Annotated in this window: 20 protein-coding genes and 1 tRNA gene; 6 read left to right on the plus strand and 15 right to left on the minus strand. The window is 57.4% G+C overall.

Going from position 1 to position 22301, the window contains the following annotated elements:
* Positions 1-849: 849 nt before the first annotated feature.
* Positions 850-1635, plus strand: a complete 786-nt coding sequence (locus tag R6Y96_RS04580; RefSeq protein ID WP_318622347.1) for a class I SAM-dependent methyltransferase — start codon at positions 850-852, stop codon at positions 1633-1635.
* Here R6Y96_RS04580 and R6Y96_RS04585 read toward each other — a convergent pair.
* From R6Y96_RS04585 to R6Y96_RS04600, 4 genes are read right to left on the minus strand one after another with little or no spacing between them, the layout of a single operon-like run.
* A complete protein-coding gene (locus tag R6Y96_RS04585) occupies positions 1606-2793 on the minus strand; it encodes a glycosyltransferase family 4 protein (RefSeq protein WP_318622348.1) in 1188 nt (395 codons plus the stop codon). The genes R6Y96_RS04580 and R6Y96_RS04585 overlap by 30 nt on opposite strands.
* Positions 2793-3458 (minus strand): PHP domain-containing protein, encoded by a 666-nt coding sequence (locus tag R6Y96_RS04590; protein WP_318622349.1) that lies wholly within the window; start codon positions 3456-3458, stop codon positions 2793-2795. The genes R6Y96_RS04585 and R6Y96_RS04590 overlap by 1 nt, the downstream gene beginning before the upstream one ends.
* A complete protein-coding gene (locus tag R6Y96_RS04595; RefSeq protein WP_318622350.1) occupies positions 3439-4590 on the minus strand; it encodes a carboxylate--amine ligase in 1152 nt (383 codons plus the stop codon). The genes R6Y96_RS04590 and R6Y96_RS04595 overlap by 20 nt, the downstream gene beginning before the upstream one ends.
* Positions 4587-5987 carry a polysaccharide deacetylase family protein gene (locus R6Y96_RS04600; protein ID WP_318622351.1) on the minus strand — a complete coding sequence of 467 codons (1401 nt, stop codon included), beginning with the start codon at positions 5985-5987 and terminating at the stop codon, positions 4587-4589. The genes R6Y96_RS04595 and R6Y96_RS04600 overlap by 4 nt, the downstream gene beginning before the upstream one ends.
* A 566-nt stretch (positions 5988-6553) precedes the next feature.
* Here R6Y96_RS04600 and tnpC point away from each other — a divergent pair.
* Positions 6554-8014 (plus strand): IS66 family transposase, encoded by a 1461-nt coding sequence (tnpC, locus tag R6Y96_RS04605; protein WP_318622352.1) that lies wholly within the window; start codon positions 6554-6556, stop codon positions 8012-8014.
* Positions 8015-8031: 17 nt separating this feature from the next.
* On the opposite strand, the gene R6Y96_RS04610 is transcribed toward tnpC, so the two are convergent.
* The 11 genes from R6Y96_RS04610 to argH all read right to left on the minus strand — a co-directional run bounded on the left by R6Y96_RS04610 (position 8032) and on the right by argH (position 18576).
* A tRNA-Leu gene (locus tag R6Y96_RS04610) sits at positions 8032-8116 on the minus strand.
* Between the two features lie 66 nt (positions 8117-8182).
* On the minus strand, positions 8183-9361 hold the full coding sequence (locus R6Y96_RS04615) for an aminotransferase-like domain-containing protein (RefSeq protein ID WP_318622353.1): 1179 nt from the start codon (positions 9359-9361) through the stop codon (positions 8183-8185).
* Positions 9362-9639: 278 nt separating this feature from the next.
* Positions 9640-11379, minus strand: coding sequence for a DUF2070 family protein (locus R6Y96_RS04620; protein ID WP_318622354.1), 1740 nt, complete (start codon positions 11377-11379; stop codon positions 9640-9642).
* Positions 11380-11465: 86 nt separating this feature from the next.
* Entirely contained in the window at positions 11466-12356 is an 891-nt protein-coding gene (locus R6Y96_RS04625) for a carbohydrate kinase family protein (RefSeq protein WP_318622355.1), read from the minus strand.
* Complete coding sequence (locus tag R6Y96_RS04630; RefSeq protein WP_214022855.1) at positions 12353-12691, minus strand: DUF555 domain-containing protein; 339 nt, start codon at positions 12689-12691, stop codon at positions 12353-12355. The genes R6Y96_RS04625 and R6Y96_RS04630 overlap by 4 nt, the downstream gene beginning before the upstream one ends.
* Before the next feature lie 26 nt (positions 12692-12717).
* Positions 12718-13245, minus strand: a complete 528-nt coding sequence (locus R6Y96_RS04635; RefSeq protein ID WP_318622356.1) for a nitroreductase family protein — start codon at positions 13243-13245, stop codon at positions 12718-12720.
* Positions 13232-13588, minus strand: coding sequence for a hypothetical protein (locus R6Y96_RS04640; protein ID WP_214022316.1), 357 nt, complete (start codon positions 13586-13588; stop codon positions 13232-13234). The genes R6Y96_RS04635 and R6Y96_RS04640 overlap by 14 nt, the downstream gene beginning before the upstream one ends.
* A 51-nt stretch (positions 13589-13639) precedes the next feature.
* Entirely contained in the window at positions 13640-13948 is a 309-nt protein-coding gene (locus tag R6Y96_RS04645) for a DUF5350 domain-containing protein (protein WP_318622357.1), read from the minus strand.
* Between the two features lie 55 nt (positions 13949-14003).
* The gene (gene gatE, locus R6Y96_RS04650) at positions 14004-15866 is read right to left on the minus strand and encodes a Glu-tRNA(Gln) amidotransferase subunit GatE (RefSeq protein ID WP_318622358.1); all 1863 of its coding nucleotides are present in this window, start codon (positions 15864-15866) and stop codon (positions 14004-14006) included.
* Positions 15863-17101: a Glu-tRNA(Gln) amidotransferase subunit GatD gene (gatD, locus tag R6Y96_RS04655; RefSeq protein WP_318622359.1), complete on the minus strand. Its 1239-nt coding sequence runs from the start codon at positions 17099-17101 to the stop codon at positions 15863-15865. The genes gatE and gatD overlap by 4 nt, the downstream gene beginning before the upstream one ends.
* Positions 17098-18576, minus strand: coding sequence for an argininosuccinate lyase (gene argH, locus R6Y96_RS04660; protein WP_318622360.1), 1479 nt, complete (start codon positions 18574-18576; stop codon positions 17098-17100). Before argH ends, gatD begins: the two co-directional genes overlap by 4 nt.
* Positions 18577-19070: 494 nt before the next feature.
* Here argH and R6Y96_RS04665 point away from each other — a divergent pair, with 494 nt between their 5' ends.
* The 4 genes from R6Y96_RS04665 to R6Y96_RS04680 all read left to right on the plus strand — a co-directional run bounded on the left by R6Y96_RS04665 (position 19071) and on the right by R6Y96_RS04680 (position 22301).
* Positions 19071-20051 (plus strand): ABC transporter substrate-binding protein, encoded by a 981-nt coding sequence (locus R6Y96_RS04665; protein ID WP_318622361.1) that lies wholly within the window; start codon positions 19071-19073, stop codon positions 20049-20051.
* Between the two features lie 138 nt (positions 20052-20189).
* Positions 20190-20969: an ABC transporter permease gene (locus R6Y96_RS04670; RefSeq protein ID WP_318622362.1), complete on the plus strand. Its 780-nt coding sequence runs from the start codon at positions 20190-20192 to the stop codon at positions 20967-20969.
* A complete protein-coding gene (locus R6Y96_RS04675; RefSeq protein ID WP_318622363.1) occupies positions 20966-21727 on the plus strand; it encodes an ABC transporter ATP-binding protein in 762 nt (253 codons plus the stop codon). Before R6Y96_RS04670 ends, R6Y96_RS04675 begins: the two co-directional genes overlap by 4 nt.
* 61 nt (positions 21728-21788) lie before the next feature.
* Positions 21789-22301, plus strand: coding sequence for a 50S ribosomal protein L16 (locus R6Y96_RS04680; RefSeq protein ID WP_318622364.1), 513 nt, complete (start codon positions 21789-21791; stop codon positions 22299-22301).

Raw genomic sequence — 22301 nt, forward strand, 5'->3', positions numbered from 1 at the left:
GAGGTAGAGCGTCGCCCCCTCCGCCTCCCGTTTCCCCGTATGGATCAGTTGTTTGTGGTAGAAGAAGTGATCGGTTAGGTGGATCTGTGGGTTTCATATGTACTACTCCCTGACCGTCCAGGGAGGAGATAGGGCGACTGTCGCGCGATCCTTTCGGGATGAGACCGGCGTCTTTTGTTAGACGGCCGATGTATGTGCTCATCTTTTTTGGCGATCTGTGGCCCTGTCGTAGACGCTCGTTGAGTTGTAGACGTAGGGTTTGTTCTGGATATACTTGATCTCCATGCCCGTCTTACCCTTTCGGCGCTGTTCTTCCAGCCAGGTACAAACCCGGTTTTCTATACGGTGTAATATTAGAGAATTATACGCATATTGATCTTGCGGTTTGAGCGGTGGGATTGAAAAAAGGAGGACGGGGTGGAGAGTATGGTCCCTAAATCATGCGGTGTTTGGGATCTAGTTACTACAATATCCAAGAACCCCAGAGCCGCAAGCGGCTCAGGCGAATGAGCGAATGCTCTCTCTTGGTTATCCCAAACCTTCCGGGAACTGAGATTTTTGGGAATCGAATATGGTTTACAGGATATGTGCTGGAGTGGATATAACTACATTTCGCCTGGAAGTGAGGTAGGGGTTGACAAGTTAAGAGAGATAGGTGAACAAAATTGAGGTCTCCTTTTTCATGGAAAGTACGCTGCCAGTAGAAGGGAATTTCACACTGTCGTTGACACTGTTGATAGAAGGGAGTTTCACACCGTTGATGGCATTATTTAAGACCACAGTGAGAAATATGCATTGTGAAGGGTGCCCTCTCTAGGTTTAGATCAGAGATCTACATGTTGTGATACCATGAAAGGAAATGATGGAGATATTATCGCCCGTAATAAAGCCTTATCTTGGGACTATTATCTCGATAAGATTAACGACACCGACTCGTTTATAACAAGGTATTATCATTATCTTAGATGGAAATCTGTCCTTGATTACATCGATTTTATTTTTAAAAATATAAAACCTGATGCCAAAGTCGCATTAGATATTGGCTGTAATAGGGGATATTATTCTGCAAAGTTAGGGTGTTTGGGCTTAACTGTAGATGCAGTGGATCTCAATTTGAATTCGTATCAACTAATACGTAATCCAAATGTAACCTATTTTGAGGAGGATTTCCTGAATTGGGTCCCACCTCGAAAGTATGATCTTATAATGACCTTCGAAGTTTATGAGCATATACCCCAAAATAAACGGCAAATGTTTATTGAAAAAATTGTCAATCTGCTAAATCCTAGTGGGGTATTACTTTTTAGTGGCCCAAATTGCCATTCGATGTATTATGGTGCAGGATATGTTAAAGACAGTATTAAAAAGGTATTTGGTTGCGTGGACGAGATAGACTGGCACTACAGGATTCCTTGCCAATATTATAACCAAATGTTTGCATCACAGAATCTTGAGATTATAAACTGGTATACGAACGGTGTTTTTCCGATCTTCTCAAATAAATTAGAGAAAATACTGGAAATATTCTCTACTCAATTTATAACTGACCTAGATTTGTCATTATCTGAAATTCTCAAAGGTTTTGGAGCAAATTATTTTGCAGTGCTAAAGAAGAGTGACATGCTCGACGGGTGAATAGTTTCGGATGCTGTTATACACCCGTAAAACCTCTTTTACGACGTTGCTCCATGAATAGACTGTGGAGTACTTCACAATCGCATCAGTGTCCCACGATGTATCTAGCGCTCTTACGATATTTTCTGCGAGACTGAATGGATCTGCAGCATCAGAGAGCAGGCCAGTTTTACCAGGTATCACGATCTCTTCGCTTCCGCCGTTTCTTGTGGCAACGACTGGTTTCCCGCAGGCCATCGCCTCTACCTGTACAATACCAAAACTTTCCCTGAGACTCGGCAGGACAAAAAGATCGCAGGCGTTCATCCATAGCGGGATCTCGCCATGGTGTCTCCCTCCGACAAGACGCACATATTGCTCAAGTCCCACCGATGATATTTTCTTCTCCAATTTGTGCTTTAACTCTCCCCTACCGACAATAAGACAAAGGATATCCTCTCTTTCCCGAACGACTTCAGACATCGCATCAATCAGGTACGTGTGGCCCTTGACCTCCATCAGATTTCCGACGCTGAGAATTATCTTTCGGTCTATAGGGAGGTTGAGCGTTCTCCTGCAGATCTCTGTTTCCATCGGGTAGAATTGATCTTGCCTGAATCCATTCGGAACAACTTTTACCGGAGCAGTCACATTCAGTCTCTCTACACATTTTCGGTTGCTGTTACTGACGGTTATAACCGCGTCGGCTGCGTTGAGAATTGCTTCAATTTGTTCTTTCCATTCCGCATCCCTGAATGGCAGATCATAGATATCGTACCCATGCGCGGTGACAACGAAGGGAGTAGCGTATTCTTCCTTCAACTTCGCACCTACAAAGCCGTTTGGCCAGACAAAATGCGCGTGAACGAGATCTGGGAACGCTTCAGACTTCTGGAGCAGGTCTTTGACAGTTTTATAGTAACGATCTCCAACCCTTCTAAACTGACCGTCACAGGGTAGATAGAAGAGTGATATTGGATGGATAGATACATTCTCCGGCAGATTCGTCAGGTCAATAAGAGACTCTTTCCGGAAGGCTTTGAGGCGTGGATATGGAACTATCCTGGAAATCTCAGTTGCCGGATGGTACCTGACGTAGACATCGGTGTGCGCAAACGTCTTCGCGAGCAGTTCCACCTGGTCCTTGATAAACGTGAGGTAATGGTCAGAGAGAACCATCAGTCTACGATCTTCCAAAGGTAACGCCACCCGGATTGTATCAACTGCAGGAATTCCCGTCGTCTCAGGTAATGGGTTATCTGAGACCCGATAACCGCAGACCGTGGAGAGTACTCGGCGTGTATAACCTCCTTTACCTCCCATGTGCCGGGGTCAACCAGCGCGTTCACATTCCCGATCTCAGCATAGGTGTGCGCGTCGCTCCCATACATCCCTGGCTTCCGAAAACTCCTCGCCAGTTTCAGCGCCTTCTCGTTCTGCTCCACCGTGCTTCGTGCGTTCCATACCTCGATGAGGTCTACCGCTTTTGCCAGATCGAGGATATTCCGGTGCGACCGATATGGGTGAGGCAGGACAGCAACACCACCCTGATCCCTGATCTCATCGATAACCTCATCCCACCTGTGGGATTGGATCTCCTCTTCGATAAATAGACCGATGATATCTCCAGAATCTGTCAGGATCTCCACGCCAGGAATGACAGTCACCCCCACTTCCTTTTCCAGTTTCTTAGCTTCTAAAGATCCCTGGATTGCATCGTGATCTGTTATTGCAACGCCGGTTAAGCCAACTCTCTTTGCCCGCTTAAGTATCTTGCGTGGCTTCATCAACGAATCGTGCGAATATTTGGAGTGAATGTGGCAGTCAAAGTAGAGGTCTTCCATGTGCCCTCCAGAATCTCCTCTGTTTTAGACGTAATGCAAACTCACCCACAGTCATCCCCAGTTGCAGGATGTTGGGCACGATATCATGAGGATCAATATCATAACAGATAGTCCTATCTGTAAAATCTGAGAAGAACCTGGGTATGGCTCTTGGGTTTGTCATAGCATGGAACAGATCCTGAGGGAAGAGCCACCTGAACTTTACACCTGTTTGATAAGAGAAAACCGGTTCTATATCTCCATCGCATGCCATCTTACAGGTCAGGTACGGAAAATCTACACCGGATGCTATGGCGAGTTCAAGAGAACCCCAGAATTTAGGGTTAATCTCCATCAGAACGTACCTCCCGGTCTGTTCTTCTTTCTTGAACTCTACCATCGCCACACCGTGCCAGTGCAAGCTATCAAGGATTTTCAGACCCTGCTCCATCAAGGTGGGGTCGTATATGCTCTCAGCAAGGGCGCTTGGTCCGCCTGTGATCGGGTATTCTCGTATCCGCCGATGCATGAAGATTGCTCTCGCCTCTCCATGGTTATATAGTGCAAAAAATCCGTACCCCTCGCCGGTGATATACTCCTGGACGATGGGGGAGAACGTTAATATCCTTTTGTACTGTGATGTGAGTTCCTCTGGCGAGTTCGCGTAGCCGACGTTGCCGTTTTCTCGTGCCCCTTTCACTACCACAGGGTAGGAGAGCGTATCTGCGATCTGTTGCAGATCCTCTAGCGACTTCGGATAGAAGGTTTTTGGGATTGCAATACCGATCCTATCTGCAAATTGCATGGTTCGGTCTTTATTTCCGGCGAGTTCGATCGAGGCTCGATCCGCCAGGGGTACCCTGACGTAAGGCTCTAACCTGTCCTGGATACTGGAGATCTGATCAACTGCTGCGTAGCTGATCGGCAAAACTACATCGAAGCGCTCCCGCTTTACCAGTTCATGCACAAACTCAGCGAATGTGGGGTCATGTTCCGGGTTTGGGGCAAGAATACCCTTTGAACAGTATTTTGAGTGAAATGATGTGCTAAGGCGCATGTGGGAAAGCGCTGTAACATCAATCCCTTTCTTTCCAAGAGATCTGACTGATGCTAGTGCGTGTTTAAAGTTCCCGTCAGTGATCAGAACCCTCATGCTAAAACCACGTTCACCCGCTCTCTGTCGCACCTGATATCCACATACCCGTCGCCGCAGACGTACTCCGCATCGATATGCCTGACCTGTTCCGGGTCGACATGAACCCGGAGGCGCAGCGGCGGCAGCGACCTGGCTGGTTCAAGGCCCACAACCTTAATCCTGAGGAGATCCCCAGACCTCGAGTAGGCCAGCCGGACGTTGCGGCGCATCCTGAACCAATCGACGATATCGATCGCACGGGTGATCCAGGCATTGTCCGATTTTGCCCTTTTGATGATACCCGTATACACATCACCCCAGTCGCGGGGTGCGGCCAGACAGTCGCTGTGCCAGAGGATTGTGACAACACCACCGTATCGCAACGCCTGATCGAGGATCTCGTTGCAGGTCAGGAGCGCCCCATCTTTATCCAGACCCAGACAATCCACCCGCCTGTACTCCCCATCCGCCATAAGCCAGCAATACCCCTCAAACAGGCTGACATCCTGGATGTGGAGCGGGAGTTCGAGCAGCCGCTCAACCCCGCGGGGCTTGTAGACCTGCAGCGTCCCGGCGCGGAATCCAACGTTCTCATTGTAGCCGAATGTTGAGTCATACTCATAGCCAGCGTCATCTAGGATCTGCCATGTGCTCTTACCGAAATGCAACCAGTGCACCCGTGTGCCCACCCTGACCCTTTCATCGCTCGATAGCGATATGCGTTCAGCGACGGCACTTGCTTTGTCGATCCAGTTATCGATGCCGTGAACTCCGATCTCCCAGCCGCCTGCAGTCAATTCCTCGATCGGAACATCGTCGATTAGGTAACCTCCGGCGCGAATCTCAGGGGAGACGATTCCTGCATAGTCTTTGCGGGGCAGGAAGTAGAACGTGGATCTCACCTCGTGCTTCTCTTCCAGCGCTCTCCAGGCCTCGAAGAGATCCCATGGATCCTCTGCAAGTCTGAGTTTTGCAAGGATGATCCTGGCCCCCTCGAGGAATCTTCGTTGACGAAAACAGTTGTAGGCTGCGTAGAGGGCTGAAGGAACGGATCTCTCCCTGACAGAGGTTATATCGACGTCGTGTGTGAGCGCGAGCGAGTAGTTATAACCCCAGGGTATTGGCGGGATCTCGATCAACAGAGTAAAGCGTTTAAGCTGCCGGCGCAGTACATCCAGATACTCTTCACAGATCGGTCTTCGGCTTGAGGGAAGTCCTTCGTTGAGTGTATCAACGATCTTTTTGAGAAGGTCGTTGCCGGCGAGGTCAATCACGTCACAGTTTTTTGGAGAATGATCATTTTTTGATATGACAACATCGTATGTTGATGCAGGGTTGTACCATTCCCATGGAACCTTGAGTAACTGAAACACTTCCTGGACCGCATACTCATCATCGTATTCTACCCCGATCATATCATTTATGTCTCTTTCAGGGCACACCGTTTCTTGCAGGTTTGCCAGGGTTCAATGGCGCTTGAGAGAGCTGATGATTTATATGGATCAGTTTGATAGATACAACCTTATAACTTACCGAATTATAGAGTAAGCCAATATCGGTTGATATGGTAGTTTGATCGGAGCCCCTCAAAACAATAGCCGCCACCGGTTTGATGGCAACCCTCAGCGACCATGCAGATCTCAATCCCTCATTCCGCTCACTCTGCACAATTTGAATCCTCCACCCTCCATTTCCCACATATCCCATAGAGATAATGCATCGAGCCTTGAAAGCAAATGGCGGCAGATCAGGGAAAAGGAGCGCTAAGGGAGTTCCACATGCGAGAAAGTCTCCTCGCGAAAGCAGGAAGCAGGTTCACTGTGGCTTCACGACAAAGGAATTAGGTAACAGGTCAGGACACCCCTTCACCCCGCCTTGCTCTTACCCATCATATCACAATCCCCCTTTTCTGAAAATACGCCCATACAACCGTTAGATCTTTATATAATGAGAGATAAATAGATATTCAGGTTATGTCATCATGGAACGTGACGATATTCTTGCACTGATACAGAACGACCCTGAAGCGATCGTCACGATCATCCAGCGTCTGGAAGAAGAAGTCAAGCAACTTCAAGAACTCTGCTCACTTCAGCAGACCCGGATCGCTGAACTCGAACGACGTCTCAACATGAACAGTCAAAACAGCAGTCGTCCCCCATCCACCGATGGCTTCAAACGGCCTCAGAAAGAGCGTAAAAAGACCGGGAAACGTCCGGGTGGTCAGAAAGGACATGAAGGTCGGACGATTGAATGGTGTGAGACTCCAGACATCATCCAGACACACCGCGCAGATGTCTGTGAAGAATGTGGTGCATACCTTGCTCTCGTCCCGGCATCCTCTGTTCAGAAGAGACAGGTTCATGACATTCCCCCACTCCAGGTAGTTGTTACCGAACATCACGCTGAAACGGTCGTCTGCCCACACTGTGGTCGGATACATGAAGGGTCATTCCCCGAGGAGGTTCCGGCTTACCTCCAATACGGCTACAACATCCGGGCGTTGATGGTTTACTTCTGCATCTACCAGTTGCTTCCGTATGAACGTTCAGCGGAGATCTTCACGGACATCTTTGGGTGTTCCCCGGTCAAGGCAACCCTGATGCAGTCCGTTTCAGCCTGTGCAGCAAACCTTGACGGTTTTGAAGAAGAGGTGAAACACCTTCTGCAGGGAGCACCTGTTCTGCATGCTGATGAAACCGGATTCCGGGTGAACGGCAAACGAGAATGGCTGCATACAGCCAGTACGGATCTCCTCACGCTTTATGGTCATCATCCGAAAAGAGGATCGGCGGCGATGGATGCGATCGGTGTACTTCCTGCGTTCAAGGGGATCATGGTCCATGACTGCTGGTCGCCCTACTTCGGGTATGCATGCGAGCATGCGGTCTGTAATGCCCATATCCTCCGCGATCTCAAAGGTATATCGGAGAATACCGGCCAGCATTGGTCTGATGAGATGCATGATCTCCTCCTTGAGATCTACGCCGCTGTTGATGGAGCCCCGGAATCAGCGGGTTCTCTCACACCGATTGAGATCGAAGAGTTTCAAAGACGATTTGATCTGATCCTCGAGAGCGGGAAGGCAGAGAACCCCTCTTCTCCTCTGCCGGTTCAAGGAGGGAGACGTAGTCGGAAGAGACGAACTCCTGCTGAGAACCTCATTGACCGGTGTCAGAGATATCGTGTAGAGATCCTCCGGTTCATGACCGATTTCAGGGTGCCCTTTACAAACAACCTTGCAGAGCGCGATATCAGGATGGTGAAGGTTCAGCAGAAGATCTCAGGGACGTTTAGAAGTGTGGAGGGGGCATCTAACTTCTGCAGGGTTCGGGGGTATATCTCAACGGTGAGGAAGAATGGAGGGTCGGTAATCACGGCCATCAGGAAGGCATTCGAGGGAGAACCCTTCATACCAACTGCGGCTTACAGGTATACCTGACCTGTTACGGAATTAGATGCGAGGGGTGGGATTCGAACCCACGAACTCCTGCGAGAACGGATCTTAAGTCCGCCGGTTTTGGCCAGGCTTGCCTACCCTCGCTGTCCCAAAATCGTCCATATGGTATTTGAAGAGGAGATGTATTAAGCCCGCCGCCGGTCGCCACCCTCACACCAGCCGGTGCATCACCCGTGCCAGCCGGTGCATCCCCTCAACGATCTCTTCCGCTCCCACCGCCGAGAAGTTCAGCCGTATCGTCTCTTTGCCGCCGCCGTCGACGTAGAACGGCACCCCCGGCAGAACCGCAACACCCTCCCGCACCCCATCGTGGAAGACCTCCATAGAGGAGACGCCCCGGGGCAGGGCGGCTGTCAGGAAGATCCCGCCCTCCGGTCTGGTGTGCGTCATCCCCGCCGGCATCAGGTCGTCGAGGAGGTCGCACATCAGCCGGCAGTGCTCGCCGTAGACCGCTGCAACCCTCCGGACGTGGCCGTCCAGGTCGTGGGTTCTCAGGTAGCGGTTGAGTATCGCCTGGCAGAGGAGGTTTGAGTGGAGATCGGCAGCCTGTTTTGCCAGGTTGAACTCGCGAAGGATGGGTGCCGGGGCGTATATCCAGCCTATCCGCATCCCCGGGGCGATGATCTTTGAGAACGAGCCCGAGATAAGCGTCTGCTCCGGGATGTAGCGTTTCACCGGCACCCGCGGCCTGCCGTCGAAGAAGAGTTCCCCGAAGGCATCGTCCTCGTAGAAGACAGTCTCACTCCCCTCAAGGATCTCCGCGACCGCCCGCCGTTTCCGGTCAGAGTACGTCGTCCCGGAAGGGTTCTGCGAGTTGGGGATACCGTAGAAGAGTCCCGGGGCGTGGTCGCGGATGACCGACTCGAACACAGCGAGATCCGGCCCGTCCTCCTCCAGGGGAACCGCGTGAAAGACCGGCTCGTAGAACGAGAAGGCCTCGATCGCGCCGAGGTAGCCTGGGCGCTCCATCCCGACGGCATCCCCCGGGTCGATGAAGATCTTTGCGGCCAGGTCAAGAGACTGCTGCGAACCGTTCACGATCTGGATCTCGTCCGCGGTTGCCGGGAGGCCGAGCCTTCTCCGGTAGCGATCGGCGATGAACTCCCGGAGGGGGAGGTAACCGTCCGTCGTGCTGTACTGAAGCGCCGTCCGCCCCTCTTCGGCAAAGACCTGACGGGCAGCCTCCGCGATCCCATCAACATCGATGCAGTCCGAAGCCGGGAGACCTCCGGCAAACGATATCACGCCGGGAACAGCCGAGACCCGGAAGAGCTCCCCGAGGAACGACTCCGGGACGCGTTTCATCCGGCCGGCGAACCGATAGTTCATGACAATTCCTGGACGTGCAGAGAGAAAAACCCACCCGCCGGCCGGCGGCGGGCTGGAGGAGGAGAGTGTGCCTGGTTGAAGCGCCGGGACAGGGGAGGGCGATGCCCCGCCCCCCTGACGGTGATTCTCCATCGATACGGTTCGAGGGAGACCTATCCGGCGGTCACTCCCGGTTCCCGTTCCCCTGATACGGTCTTTTGGGACCATCACCCCCCCTGAAAAAGACGTTCCGGCTGACAACGCGCAAGAGAGAGGTGGAAAAACCCCTGAGTAACAACTTAATGCAGCACGATGTAGGCCAGGATCGAGAGCAGGAACGCCAGGACAAGTATCATGAAACTCAGCGGTGCGATGTACGAGAGCATCGTGTTCACCGTGCTTGCAAGCTGCGAGACCCGCTGCGACCCAAAGACCGTTATCCCCTCACACCAGGCCGTTGCCGCCCCCACGCGGGCGGGCGCGAGATCAGAGACCGCCTCCCGCACCGCCTGCTCGATGTAGGGGACGATCTCATCCGCCGGCACCGCGTATCCGACCGGGTTCTTCCCGCTGACCGTGTTCACCGTGTGCGTATCCGTCGTCATGATCTCCGCCTCATCCACATGCCCAAGCGCAACCCCGCGCAGGCGCTCCCGGACGCCCTCTGCCACATTGTTCCCATCGATCAGGACGTAGGCCGCCCGCACCCCCGCGACCTCCGTCACCAGCGCCTGCACCCCGAGCGACCCGAACCCCTGCTCCCGTGTAAACGGAACCCGGATGTGTGACACCCCCACTGAAAGAGGCTCCAGCGGCAGATCCCGCGCCGCCCTGAACCCCTCGCGTGCGGCATCCAGGTACTCCGTTGCAATCCGGGTTGCAAGGAGTACCGGCGACCCCACGCCGGTCATGCAGTTGTGGGCGTCGACGAACGCAACCTCCGAGAACCAGCAACGGCCCTCGGCCATGATCATCATCCCTATCGCAGAGTCAAGGTCCTCCGTTCGCTCCGGCGACCTTGTGCTCACCATCAGGAGGGCGTCCCCGAACCTCTGGCAGAGTATCGAGACCGAGCCCGAGGCAACCCTGATGGGGCGGCTCGCTGTATCGGAGAATACAACCCCCTTCCGCGACTCCTCCACAGCGTGGACGATCTTCTCTATCTCACTCTCCGAGACCAGGTTGAAATCATGGGTGGCGCAGCCGTGGGCAACCAGCGTCTCCTCCGGAAACGAGTCATGCAGGTTCCGGGAGAGGTTTCCGCCGCCGACATCGCCCATCGGCCCGGGGTGGACGTTCGGGACGGTAAAGAGGGCATCCTCCCCCTCATCGCGGGAGAAGAAGAGCGAGACCTGCGGGACGTAGACCTCCTCGCCGATCTCGCGGAAGAAGTCCTCCATCCTCTTTGAGCCGTCTGTGAGGTGCGCAATGAAGGTATTGAGGAAGTTTAGCCCGCTGACATGGAACCCCCGTTTCAACGGCCGCTCGATCAACCAGATCAGAACGATGGCAACCAGCCCAAAGACCACCTGGAGCAGCAGGGCGTAGGGAACGAACCCCGGTGTAAATAGCCGTGCCCCCACCGCTATGCCAGCAGCACCCTGGGTTAATGCGGGAAGAGCCATCCGGCTCTGCCGGTAATCAGCCACGGCAACAAGGACGAGCAGCCGGATAGAGAATGTCAGCCCGAGCGCTATCGCATACAGTGTGGGAAAGAGCGATGGGCCGGCAACCAGCGTCGGTGAGAGGCTCACGATCACCCCAAGAACCGTGCAGGCAAGTGCCAGAAGAGCCGACCGGTTCCATGTGATCTGCCTGCCGGAGATCCGCACCAGCGGCGGTGTCAGCAGGAATGCAACCAGCGCTGGAATCGTGAAACCCATGGTGCCGACAGGAAAAAACCCGCTGCCAGCCCGGTAGGCCGCCCCATCGATGAGGAGCCCGAGCACCACGGTGATGGCAAGCGACCGCGGCCAGGAAGGAGCTGAGAAGAGGTAGCGGGTGAGCCCCTCAAACCGCACGTACTGGCTGGACTCCATCAGGATGCACCACCGGGTGCCGCTCCCGGAGCAGAGTTAAAAGCAGACAGCCTTGTCTCGGCAACCTGCAGAGCGTTCCCCATATCTCAGACAAAAATCTCTCCCGGTTCGCCAAAGACCTTCCGGTAGCGTGCAAGCATCCGGTCCCGGTCCGGAAGGTTTGTCTGGGTGCCCGGCCGCTCAACGACAAAGGACGCAACCACCGCGCCCACCCGGCAGCAGTCGAGCGGGGCGACGCCCCTCCTGAACGCCGTGAGGAAACCAGCACGGTAACCGTCACCGGCACCGGTCGGGTCAACAGCCTCCACACGGACGGCCGGGACGTGATACTCCTCGCCGTCCATGCAGAGGATGCTTCCCTCAGCCCCACGGGTTATGACCGTCATCGGGACAGACGCAATAAGATCTTCGCGTTCCAGCCCCAGCATACCGCACATCCGGTCCATCTCGTGGTTGTTCGAGAAGAGGATATCTATGTCTGCAAGGATGATCCCAAGCTGTTCCGGCGTGTAGCGGAGTAGATCCTGCCCCGGGTCGAAAGAGGCAAACCTGCTCTTCTGCGCCACCCGAACGTTAAAGTCCGGGTCAGCGGTTGCCATGTGGACAAAATCGAGAGCGGGAGCCTCCAGGCCGCTGAACGCGGCTGACGCGCCCCACTCAAAGAAGGTCTCCTGGTCGCCGGCATCGTCGGTGAAGACGTAGGCGGTCGCCGTCCTGGCGCCTTTCACCACGGCAGCGTCCTGCTCGACACCGAGGCGCTGCAGCCAGAGGTCGTAATCGCTGCCCGGAAAGTCGTCACCCACGAGGGAGACCAGCTGGCATCTCTCCCCGAGCGTCGCAATCCCTGCCGCTATGTTTGCCGCCCCGCCGCCGAAGTAGACCGAGTGTTCGGTTATGTAGGTTGAGTTATGCCGCCCCGGGAGTTTAGGCACCCGGAAGAGGTGATCGATTGCGGTATGCCCGACAACGGCGATCATATCTCCTGCACTTCCACAACCTGGAGCGGCACATCGTGGAGCGCCTTCCCGACGACCGATTTTGCTATCCTGGCCGCATGCTCTTCAGACTCAGCACGGAAGACCTTCATATCCAGCACAAGCCCAACAAGCGCGGTACCGGCAACCACAAGCGCTGTGTTCAACTCACCCTCGCAGAAGGGGCACTCGGTCACCCCGGCCTCGATCTCCACGAACTTGGCCGAGGGGTTGAGCCGCTTCCCCGCCTCGCTGATCGCGATGCTCACGGCATCCTCCATCGACCTGACATCCTTAATTATCCAGGCAGATTCAAGCGTAACCAAATAATCAGGCATACTCTCTCCCAAAATGCAGTATTTATCTACCAGGTCTCGCGGTGCAGATGCTCCTCTACCGGCATCCGCTCCATCGGTTCAAGCGGCGGTCTCCCCTTCCCAACGGTGAGGAGGACTATTGGACGGATGTGCTGCGGGAGATCGAGGATCTCGCGCACACTCTCCTCCTCAAACGCCCCCGTCCAGCAGGAATGAAGGCCACGCGCGTGGGCGGCAAGCATCATGTAGGTGCAGGCGATCGTTGCATCCTGGACGGCGTATAGGATCCCCCGCTCCCCGTAGCGCGAGATCGAGCGGACGTAGTTTGCGCAGACCACAAACACCGCTGGCGCCTCAGTGACATGAACCTGATCGAGGGCCGCCGATGAAAGTTCCAGCCTTATATCGTCGTCTGTGACGACGACAACGTCCCAGGCCTCACGGTTGCCCGCGCTCGGCGCGGTGCTTGCGCAGGCCAGGATGTAGTCGATATCCTCCGCCTCGAGCGGCTGCCCGTAGTAATCCCGCACCGAAGAGCGCGTCCTCAGAAAACGGAGAAACTCAGAGGAGTCCATGCCCTTTGAGCGTGTCCCATGCTTCCTGGGCCGCGGTCGTTGCGGCGCTGATCGCCCTGCCGACCCGCTCCGCAGCGGCGCCCAGGTCCATACTCTCAACCAGACTGATCGCTTCGTTGAGGTGATCGATAGCCTTCTTAAACTCCTTATGCCCGGTGTCCCGCTGCGCGAACTCGAGTTCTGTGCGGACAGCCTCAAGCAGCATCAGAAGCATCCTTTTTCCGCCAGGCTTCTCCTGGATCGGGAACTCTACCAGGGCTGTCGTCAGGTGCGACCCGATGATCAACTCGGATTTTGCCCGTTCGGCAAACTGGTACGTCCTTATAGCGGTTTTAAGATCCATACCAATACTGGCACTCGCAGTTATAAAAAGTATTGAAAGGAGAGGGCAGGTTTATCTTGATTTCTGTTTGGTTCCAAGTATCGAGGCCTTCGAGCGGTGGATTGCCCGGCGGACCCGCGGATCTGCCGTAGGACCGCCCACACCTCTGCTGCCGCGGCCGCCGCGGCCGCCACGGCCGCCGCGGCCGCCTCGCCTCGGGTCCTGCCCTTCCCTGCTCGCCCGCTTCTGGATAACCGCTGCCGACTTGAACCGCTGGTTCGGGCCGGGCTTCTTGACGGTGGCTTCACTTGCAGGGACGAGCCGGATCTGCCCCTTCACACCCTTAACCTGGGCCCACTTAACGCTTCCTGTCTTTCCCATGATAAAACTCCTTTATATTTATGACCTGATCCGCTGATAAAAGTAACCCGCAGGATCAGGATATCAACCGCTCCAGCTCCCGTCGGAGGGCCTCGCTGACCACCTTCCCATCGACGCTGCCACGCAGTTCTTTCATGACCACACCCATAAGGGGTCCGAGCGCGGCCATACCCCTCTCGCGGGCGAACCCATCGCGTTCGGCCACAACCCTGCGGACGACCGCCTCAACATCGGCCGCTGAGACCGCGGGCGCAACCCTCTGTATGGCTGCATCCACCCGTTCTTCCGGCGTCACCCCGCTCTCCTGCGGTGTAAGTGCAAGTTCTGTGAGGATCTCAGGGATCGCCTCTTTTGCTGCCCGGCCGGCCTCCACCGCCGATAGCAGCGCAAGCATCTCGTCTCCGGTGACGCGGTCCACCTCGACGCCGTCGCGTGCAAGTTCCCTGCATGTGGCAAGGAGCGTCCGTGCCGCAAGGGCAGGCCGGACACCGGCGGCGACGGCCCTCTCAAAGAGCGGGAGGCGCTCGGAGAACGCCACCTGGCGTGCCAGATCCTCGGAGAGCCCGAACTCGCTTACAAACCGCGCAGCCCGATCGGTGAGGAGTTCTGGAACCGGGATGCTCTCCCAGAAGCCCGGTTCGATCGTGACCGGGAAGACATCGGTCTCGGGGTACATCCTGGCGGCGCCGGGGAGCGGGCGCATGTAGGCGGTGCTTCCGCCCTCAAGCATCTTCCGGGTCTCCTCGGGCACTCCTTCCAAGGCCATCCTGGCGCGGGTCATCACCTGCTCGATCGCGCACCCGGCACGCTCCTTCCCGGCGGCCACTATGACGATACAGTCCTCATCCGCGGCCCCGAGATGTTCGCGCAGCCGTGCCACCTCCTCCGCGGTTACGCCGTAGGCCGGGAGTTCGTCGGTGTGGAAGATCCCGCCCACCCCGCACTTCTTTGCGTAGTCGGAGAACTCGCTTCCAAGCCGCCGGTCTGGCTGGATCTCCCGGCCGACAAGCCCCGCAAACCCGCAGAGCCGGAGGGCAAGGATGGATCTTGCCTTCTTCAGGATGGAGGAGTTCGTGCCGGAGAAGAGGTCTGTCACATCGACGACGTTCTGGTCAACCCGGGCGCCCCGCTCCCGCAGGGCGTCGCGGATCTCAAGGAGGTTTGTCTGCCGCTCGACCTCTCGCCGCACCACCTCGATGATGAGATCGAGGTCCTGGACGCCCTTGATCTCCACCCGGGCGCCATTCGCGATCGAGACGTTGATGTCCTGCCTTATCGTTCCGAGACCGCGCTTCACCCGCCCTGTAGAGCGAAGGACCATCCCGATGTAAGCCGCGACTCTCGCAACCTCCTCGGGGTTGCGCATGCAGGGGGCGGTGGTGATCTCAACGAGCGGGATCCCCAGACGGTCGAGTGAGAAGGTATCCCCCTCCACCCGCTGCGCTGCCTCCTCCTCCAGGCATATCGTCTCGACCCTGCAACCCCCGGGAAGCGCGCCGGAGAGCGCAATTAGCGCCGTTCGCTGGAACCCGCTGGTGTTCGAACCGTCGATGACGACCTTTCTCATGGTATGAACATGCTCGACCGGGGTCATGCCGAGCATCTTCGCGATCGTGAGGGCGATCTCGAGCGCTTCGGGGTTCATCGGGGTGGGGGGCTCTTCGTCGTGCTCCACCAGGCAGACCGTATCGTATGTGTAGTAGCAGAACTTCCGGACGAGCCGCATCTCCTCACGCGCCGCACGGTCGATCTCGCCAAGTTCGCTCCCGGTTGCCCGGAGGTAGCGCTGGAACTCTCCTGTCCGTTCAGAGACGTCCCTGAGAACCGTCGGACAGTGGCAGAAGAGCTTCTCGGCGGTGTCGAGCTGCTGGTGGATCTCGATCCCGGCCTTGAGGCCCAGGGCGTCGTAATCCCTCATGGGATCGACCTCCGCTGCATCTCCCCGGCAAGGTCGGTCTGAACCAGCCTCCGGACGCGTTCGGGGTCGGACTCGTTCCCGAGCACCCACATCAGTTTCACAAGCGCAACCTCGGGGAGCATGTCCTCACCCTCTATGACACCGGCTGCGAGGAGGTCTCTGCCGGTGTTGTAGACACGGTCGCAGACCCGGCCGTTGAGACACTGGGATGTCATGACGACGGTCGTCCCACCCTCTATCATCTCACGGAGCCCCGGGACGAGACCGCTTGAGACGTGGCCGAGTCCCGTCCCGGAGATGACAAGACCTGCGTAACCCTCGAAGGCCTCGAGGATGGACGCCGGCATACCGGGGTAGAACTGGAGGAGGGCGCATCGCTCCTCGAGACTGTCCTGGAGTTCGGGCTCCTGCGCCCCCCTCCGTACAGCCTCGCCAGAGAGGCTGACGGCGAGCGAGGGGTAGTCGACGCAGCCGAGCGGTTCTATCCCGATGCTCTGGAAGGCGTCGCGCCGGGAGGTATGCATCTTCCTGACCCTGGTTGCCCGGTGGATGGCGCAGCGGTCATCGTTTGTGGTCGCGTGCATCACAACCGCCACCTCGCCAAGGTCGCTTGTGGCAGCGGCGGCGCTGCAGAGGGCGTTCATGGCGTTATCGGAGCTCGGGCGGTCGGCCGACCGCTGCGCGCCGACAAAGACGATCGGCACCGGTGTCCTGAGCATGAACCTGACCGCGGCGGCCGAGTAGGCCATCGTGTCGGTGCCGTGGGTGACGATCACCCCTTCAACTCCGGCCCGGATCTCGTCGTAGATCGCGCGGGCAAGGTTCTGCCAGAGCGCCGGCTGCATATCCTCGGAGAGTATGCTTGCGATCTGGCGGTCGCGGTAGCGTGCGATCCCGCCGAGTTCGGGGATAGCGCGCAGTATATCGGCTGCTGAGAACTGGCTCATCACCGCGCCAGTCCGGTAGTCCACCCTGCTTGCGATCGTCCCGCCGGTGGAGAGGATGGCAAGTTCCGGGAGATCGGGGTTCTGCGCGACGGCCACGGCGGCTGCCGGAGGCCTGGCGGCCGGGCGCTCGATAAACTCGATCCTTTCGGGCGACGCTCCTATGTTGTAGCCGCTCTCCAGTTTTATGACGGCCATACCGTCCCTTTCGGTGATGTAGATCCCTGTGAGCGCGGTTTTGCCGTTTACCGTATACCGCACCACGTCTCCTGTCCTGAGAGTATCGATCATTCTGCAAACCTCCGCGCCTCGATGACGAGGGCCTCAAAAGCACGCGATAACGCCGTCTCTCTCTCATTCACCCACGCCGTCTCCCCGGCCAGGGTCCCACGCTGCACCTCTATCTGAGCCGCGGCGGTCTCCGGCGCCGGGCCGCCGATGATCTTTCTGGCTGCAACGGCGTGGCGGGGATCGAGGACGGTATCGATCTTCTCCTGCGTGAGCCCCATCTCCAGAACCGATATCCCGGCCGCTTCCCTTGCGGCGGTCTCGAGCGTATCGAGGTCGAGCGAACCGTGCCTGACCGCCCGGCCGATGATCCGGTGGGCGGTCCTGAACGGGAGGCCGTAGTCCCGGACCAGGGCGTCGGCAAGGTCTGTGGCGGTGGAGAACCCTCTCCCCGCCTCCGCTGCCATCCTCTCTGTATCAAAGACGGCGGTGGCTATCATCCCGGAGAGGAGCGGGACGCTCTCCCTCGTGGCCTCAATACCGCGCCAGAGGTGCGGCGTCACCTCCTGGAGGTCGCGGTTGTAACTCATTGGGAGGGCCTTTGTGATCGTGATCGCCGCTGCAAGCGAACCCGCGACCGTTCCGGCCTTTGCCCGCATGATCTCGGCGACATCAGGGTTCTTCTTCTGTGGCATGATCGATGAGGAGGAGCAGTAGGCATCGTCGAGCCGTACGAATCCTGCAAACGAGGTGCTCCAGAGGACGAGTTCCTCGCAGAGACGGCTTACCGTCGTCATGCAGGTGGCAGCGTCGGCGAGAACCTCGATCACGAAGTCCCGGGAGGCGACGGCGTCCATGCTGTTTGGCGCGGGGCGCGAGAACCCCAGGAGTCCGGCGGTGTATTCGCGGTCAAGGGGGTAGCCGGTCGATGCAAACGCCGCTGAACCGAGCGGCGAGACGTCCAGCCGGGCATACGCCTCCCGGAGCCTGGAGGTGTCCCTGGAGAAACCCTGCTCGTAGCCGAGGAGGTGGTGGGCGAGGGTGGTGGGCTGGGCGTGCTGGAGGTGGGTGAACCCCGGCATCACGCTCTCGGTGTGAGCGGCGGCAATATCGAGCAGGGTCCGCCGCAGGTCGGTGAGAGAGGAGAGAAGGCCCAGGATCTCCTCTTTGAGCCGAATCCTTATGCAGGTGGCGACCTCGTCGTTTCGAGACCGGCCGATGTGGAGACGCCCGCCGACATCCTCGCCCACGCGCTCGATGAGGCAGGCCTCTTTGCCGGCATGGACGTCCTCGAACCGTTCGTCGAACGCCGCCTCCGGGAGACCGTGGTCATAGAAATCCAGGAGCGCCGCCATCAGCGCACGCGCCGGGGCGTCCTCGATGATCCCCTGCCGCTGCAGCCCGAGCAGGTGCGCCATATCCACAAGTAGGTCTGCCCTTGCTATCCAGCGGTCGGCGTCCATCGATGCAAGGAAGCGCTCGATATCGTGCGACCGTTCGCCTGCAAGACGACCCTCTCGAATCTGATCCGTCCGCATCCTATCAACAGTCCTGTCTGTAGCGTTTGGTTACGGTAAAAGATTAAGACCACGTTTCTTCTGTCGTGGCCGTCCGGAGGTCGTCAACCCCTCCCCCCCCGTGGCGATTCTCCATAGATACGGTGCCAGGGAGAGATCCTTTTTCTGCCGTCAATCTGAGACGCCCTGCCGAGATCCCGTTCCTGTCCCCCTGGCACGGTATCCGGCTCAACCACCACGCACTGCCCGCCCCGCTGGATGATTCTCCATCAGTTCAGTGCAAGATCTCTCATCGGTTCCCGGCCCCGGCCGCCTCCCCCTCACAATCGCCGTAGCATGCCCGCGCTGCCTGAAGAGTTCTATCCCCGGACTGCGGATTTTACAGAATGCCTATCTTATAGGAAAGATTTTATGATATAAAATTCTACTATGATATAAAAATTTGTGCGATTTTCGACAATACTATATACAGACAGCGTGAAGAGTACTCATCCAGTATACGGATGGAGGTTGATATGAGATCTCATGCAGCAGTTATCCTGGCCGTGACCATGGTTGCGGCTTTCGCGCTTATCGCCGGGTGCACCGATACCGGCGACGCAACGCACCTTCGTATAGGCTACCAGCCGAGCACCCACCAGATCGCCCACATCACCGCGATGGAGAAGGGATGGTGGCAGGAAGACCTGGCACCGCTTGGCATCACAGAGGTGACCGACTACGAGTTCGGGACAGGCGCACCCGAGATGCAGGCGATGCTTTCCGGCGACCTGGATATCGCATACGTTGGCGCCGCCCCGTTTGTTGCCGCCGTCAGCAGCGGGCTTGACGCAAAGATCGTTGCCGCTGTCCAGACCCAGGGCTCTGACCTCGTGCTCAGGAACGAGGTCCCCTACTCTGGCCCCGCCGACCTTGTCGGCAGGAAGATTGCCACCTTCCCACCAGGAACGATCCAGGACACCCTTCTGCGGACCTGGCTTGAAGAGAACGGCGTCGACCCCGAGAGTGTCGAGATTGTTCCCATGGACCCGGGTCCTGCCACCACCGCCATCTCCGCCGGCCGGGTTGACGGTGTCTTCCTGCCCCACCCCTCACCATCGATCATAGTGGCAAGCGGCACGGGGAGAACCGTGGTGAAGTCGGGCGAGATGCGAAAGGACCATGCATGCTGTGTCCTGGTTGCAAGCGGCTCCCTGATCCGGGATCACCCCGAGATCGTCGAGCAGGTCGTAAAGACACACATCAGGGCGACTGAATACAACCTCGAACACCAGGATGAGGCTGCAGCCATCTACGCGGCAAGGAGCGGACAGAACGTCGATATAGTGAAGGCGTCCTTTGAGGACTGGGACGGCACATGGACGGCCGACCCGCACCTGATCGCATCCTCGGTTGTCGAGTACACGGAACTCCAGTATGAACTCGGCTACATCAATGGAGCGCTCACAGAGGATGACCTCTTCGACTTCACGTTCTACGATGAGGCCGTGGCATAAACCCGGCCCACTCCCGCTTTTTTTCCTTCCAAAAGTATCTTCTATCGACGCGCCGATAGGATGAGGGATAAAGACGTCTGAGCGGGCCGCCATTTGCGGCCCCGCCGGCACGACCATCCTGCGAGGCGGAACAGAGCCATGAAACGACAGATACGGAAACAACTCCTCGGCATCGCAGCGCTCATCGTCGCTGTGGCGATCTGGCAGTTTGTCGCCGAGTACATCGTGGGGCGATCGTTCATCCTTCCAAGCGTCACCGATGTCGCTGCGGCGTTCGTAAACCTCCTCGCCTCCGGGACGCTCCTGGTTGACATCGGGGTGAGTTTGAAGCATTTTGGAATAGGCCTCCTTGCGGCGATCTTCCTTGGCGTCCCCATCGGGATCCTGATGGGGTGGTTTCGGGTGGCTGACCACCTGCTTGACCCGATCATCGAGATCCTCCGACCCATCCCGCCGCTTGCCTGGATCCCGTTTGCCATCATATGGTTCGGGCTGACCGCCGGGGCAGCCGGTTTTGTCATCTTTGTGGGGGCGTTCTTCCCCATCCTGACAGCGACCTACACAGCGTTTCGGTCGGTCCCGAAGGTGTATGTTGAGGCGGGCAAGGTGCTCGGCTGCGACACATCGTTTGAGTTAATCCGTCACATCGCCCTCCCATCGGCGATCCCCTCCATAGCCTCCGGGATCCGGATATCGATGGGGGTTGGCTGGATGTGTCTTGTGGCGGCAGAGATGTTTGGAGTCTCCAGAAACGGCCTCGGCTACCAGCTCTGGCACAACTACTACCTTCACCAGATGCCGGAGGTCGTTGTTTACATGCTGATCCTCGGGTTTGCCGGGCTCATCATAGACCACATCTTCAGGCACTACGTTGACCAGCGGCTCCTGCGGTGGCATGAAGGCGAGGTGGCCTCATGAGTGGAGTCATCATAGAGAACCTCAGCAAGTCCTTCCCGAAGGAGGACGGCGGCGTCATATGGGCGCTAAAGAATATCAACCTGGAGATCCAGGATAAGGAGTTTTTCTGCCTTGTTGGGCCGTCAGGCTGCGGGAAAACGACGCTTCTGCGGATCATCGCTGGGCTCGAGACCCCGACCACCGGGAGGGTTATCGTCGACGGCAACGAGGTCACCGGCCCTGACCCCCGGCGTGGCATGGTATTCCAGGAGTACTCGCTCTTCCCCTGGCGTAAGGTAATCGACAACATCGCCTTCGGCCTTGAGATGAGGGGCGTGGAAAAGGAGGAACGGCGGAAGACAGCGGAACGCTACCTTGAGATGGTCGGGCTCTCGCAGTTCCGGGACGCCTACCCCTACGAACTCTCCGGCGGGATGCGGCAGCGTGTGGCGATAGCGCGGGCGCTTGCAAACGACCCCGACGTTCTTCTGATGGACGAACCGTTCGGGGCGCTGGATGCCCAGACCCGGAACCGGATGCAGGGAGAACTCCTCTCCATCTGGGAGAAGACAAAGAAGACGATCATCTTCATCACCCACAGCGTGGATGAGGCGGTCTACCTCTCCGACCGGATCGTAGTCCTCACACCCCGCCCCGGGTCGATCCAGGAGATAGTCGAGATCCCCTGGCCGCGACCGCGCGACCGCACCAGCAGCGAGTTTGCTGAGGTTCGCCGGAAGGTGCTCCGGATGATCGAGGAGCGAGAAGAGACCCAGTAAGGTTTATAAGAAGATATCTCCATTTTATAGAGCACCCAGAGATCGGCAGGAGTTTTTAGCGATGGTACGAAAACCAGCGAGGATGTATCGGAATCTCGCAAAGAAAGCATATACACGCAGGGAATACATGGGCGGCGTGCCTGGCAGCAAGGTGGTGCAGTTTGATATGGGCAACCTATCCGAGAACTATCCGGTCGAACTCTCCATCATCGTCGACGAGGCCTGTCAGATCCGGCACACGGCGCTCGAAGCCGTCCGTATCAGCATCAACCGGCGGCTGGTCAAGGATGTCGGGAGGGCGAACTTCCGGCTGAAACTGCGGACATACCCCCACCACGTCCTGCGCGAGAACAAGCAGGCAACCGGCGCAGGAGCCGACCGTGTCTCGGAAGGTATGCGCCTCGCCTTCGGCAAACCCGTCGGGACGGCGGCACGGGTGAGGGCAGGCCAGAAGATCTTCTCCGTCTGGACGAGCCCGCAGTTTGCCGAGAAGGCCAAGGCCTCACTCAAGGGCGGAACCTACAAACTCCCGGCCCCTGCAAGAATCATCGAAGAGCGGGTTCAGACGGCATAA

Origin of the sequence: Methanoculleus receptaculi (assembly GCF_033472595.1) — an archaeon.
GTDB lineage: Archaea > Halobacteriota > Methanomicrobia > Methanomicrobiales > Methanoculleaceae > Methanoculleus > Methanoculleus receptaculi.

What these genes read in the sequence shown, in the direction of transcription:
- R6Y96_RS04580 (WP_318622347.1), top strand. Translation starts at nt 850, where the DNA reads ATGAAAGGAAATGATGGAGATATTATCGCCCGTAATAAAGCCTTATCT.
- R6Y96_RS04585 (WP_318622348.1), bottom strand. Translation starts at nt 2,793, where the DNA reads ATGGTTCTCTCTGACCATTACCTCACGTTTATCAAGGACCAGGTGGAA.
- R6Y96_RS04590 (WP_318622349.1), bottom strand. Translation starts at nt 3,458, where the DNA reads ATGGAAGACCTCTACTTTGACTGCCACATTCACTCCAAATATTCGCAC.
- R6Y96_RS04595 (WP_318622350.1), bottom strand. Translation starts at nt 4,590, where the DNA reads ATGAGGGTTCTGATCACTGACGGGAACTTTAAACACGCACTAGCATCA.
- R6Y96_RS04600 (WP_318622351.1), bottom strand. Translation starts at nt 5,987, where the DNA reads ATGATCGGGGTAGAATACGATGATGAGTATGCGGTCCAGGAAGTGTTT.
- tnpC (WP_318622352.1), top strand. Translation starts at nt 6,554, where the DNA reads ATGGAACGTGACGATATTCTTGCACTGATACAGAACGACCCTGAAGCG.
- R6Y96_RS04615 (WP_318622353.1), bottom strand. Translation starts at nt 9,361, where the DNA reads ATGAACTATCGGTTCGCCGGCCGGATGAAACGCGTCCCGGAGTCGTTC.
- R6Y96_RS04620 (WP_318622354.1), bottom strand. Translation starts at nt 11,379, where the DNA reads ATGGAGTCCAGCCAGTACGTGCGGTTTGAGGGGCTCACCCGCTACCTC.
- R6Y96_RS04625 (WP_318622355.1), bottom strand. Translation starts at nt 12,356, where the DNA reads ATGATCGCCGTTGTCGGGCATACCGCAATCGATCACCTCTTCCGGGTG.
- R6Y96_RS04630 (WP_214022855.1), bottom strand. Translation starts at nt 12,691, where the DNA reads ATGCCTGATTATTTGGTTACGCTTGAATCTGCCTGGATAATTAAGGAT.
- R6Y96_RS04635 (WP_318622356.1), bottom strand. Translation starts at nt 13,245, where the DNA reads ATGGACTCCTCTGAGTTTCTCCGTTTTCTGAGGACGCGCTCTTCGGTG.
- R6Y96_RS04640 (WP_214022316.1), bottom strand. Translation starts at nt 13,588, where the DNA reads ATGGATCTTAAAACCGCTATAAGGACGTACCAGTTTGCCGAACGGGCA.
- R6Y96_RS04645 (WP_318622357.1), bottom strand. Translation starts at nt 13,948, where the DNA reads ATGGGAAAGACAGGAAGCGTTAAGTGGGCCCAGGTTAAGGGTGTGAAG.
- gatE (WP_318622358.1), bottom strand. Translation starts at nt 15,866, where the DNA reads ATGAGGGATTACGACGCCCTGGGCCTCAAGGCCGGGATCGAGATCCAC.
- gatD (WP_318622359.1), bottom strand. Translation starts at nt 17,101, where the DNA reads ATGATCGATACTCTCAGGACAGGAGACGTGGTGCGGTATACGGTAAAC.
- argH (WP_318622360.1), bottom strand. Translation starts at nt 18,576, where the DNA reads ATGCGGACGGATCAGATTCGAGAGGGTCGTCTTGCAGGCGAACGGTCG.
- R6Y96_RS04665 (WP_318622361.1), top strand. Translation starts at nt 19,071, where the DNA reads ATGAGATCTCATGCAGCAGTTATCCTGGCCGTGACCATGGTTGCGGCT.
- R6Y96_RS04670 (WP_318622362.1), top strand. Translation starts at nt 20,190, where the DNA reads ATGAAACGACAGATACGGAAACAACTCCTCGGCATCGCAGCGCTCATC.
- R6Y96_RS04675 (WP_318622363.1), top strand. Translation starts at nt 20,966, where the DNA reads ATGAGTGGAGTCATCATAGAGAACCTCAGCAAGTCCTTCCCGAAGGAG.
- R6Y96_RS04680 (WP_318622364.1), top strand. Translation starts at nt 21,789, where the DNA reads ATGGTACGAAAACCAGCGAGGATGTATCGGAATCTCGCAAAGAAAGCA.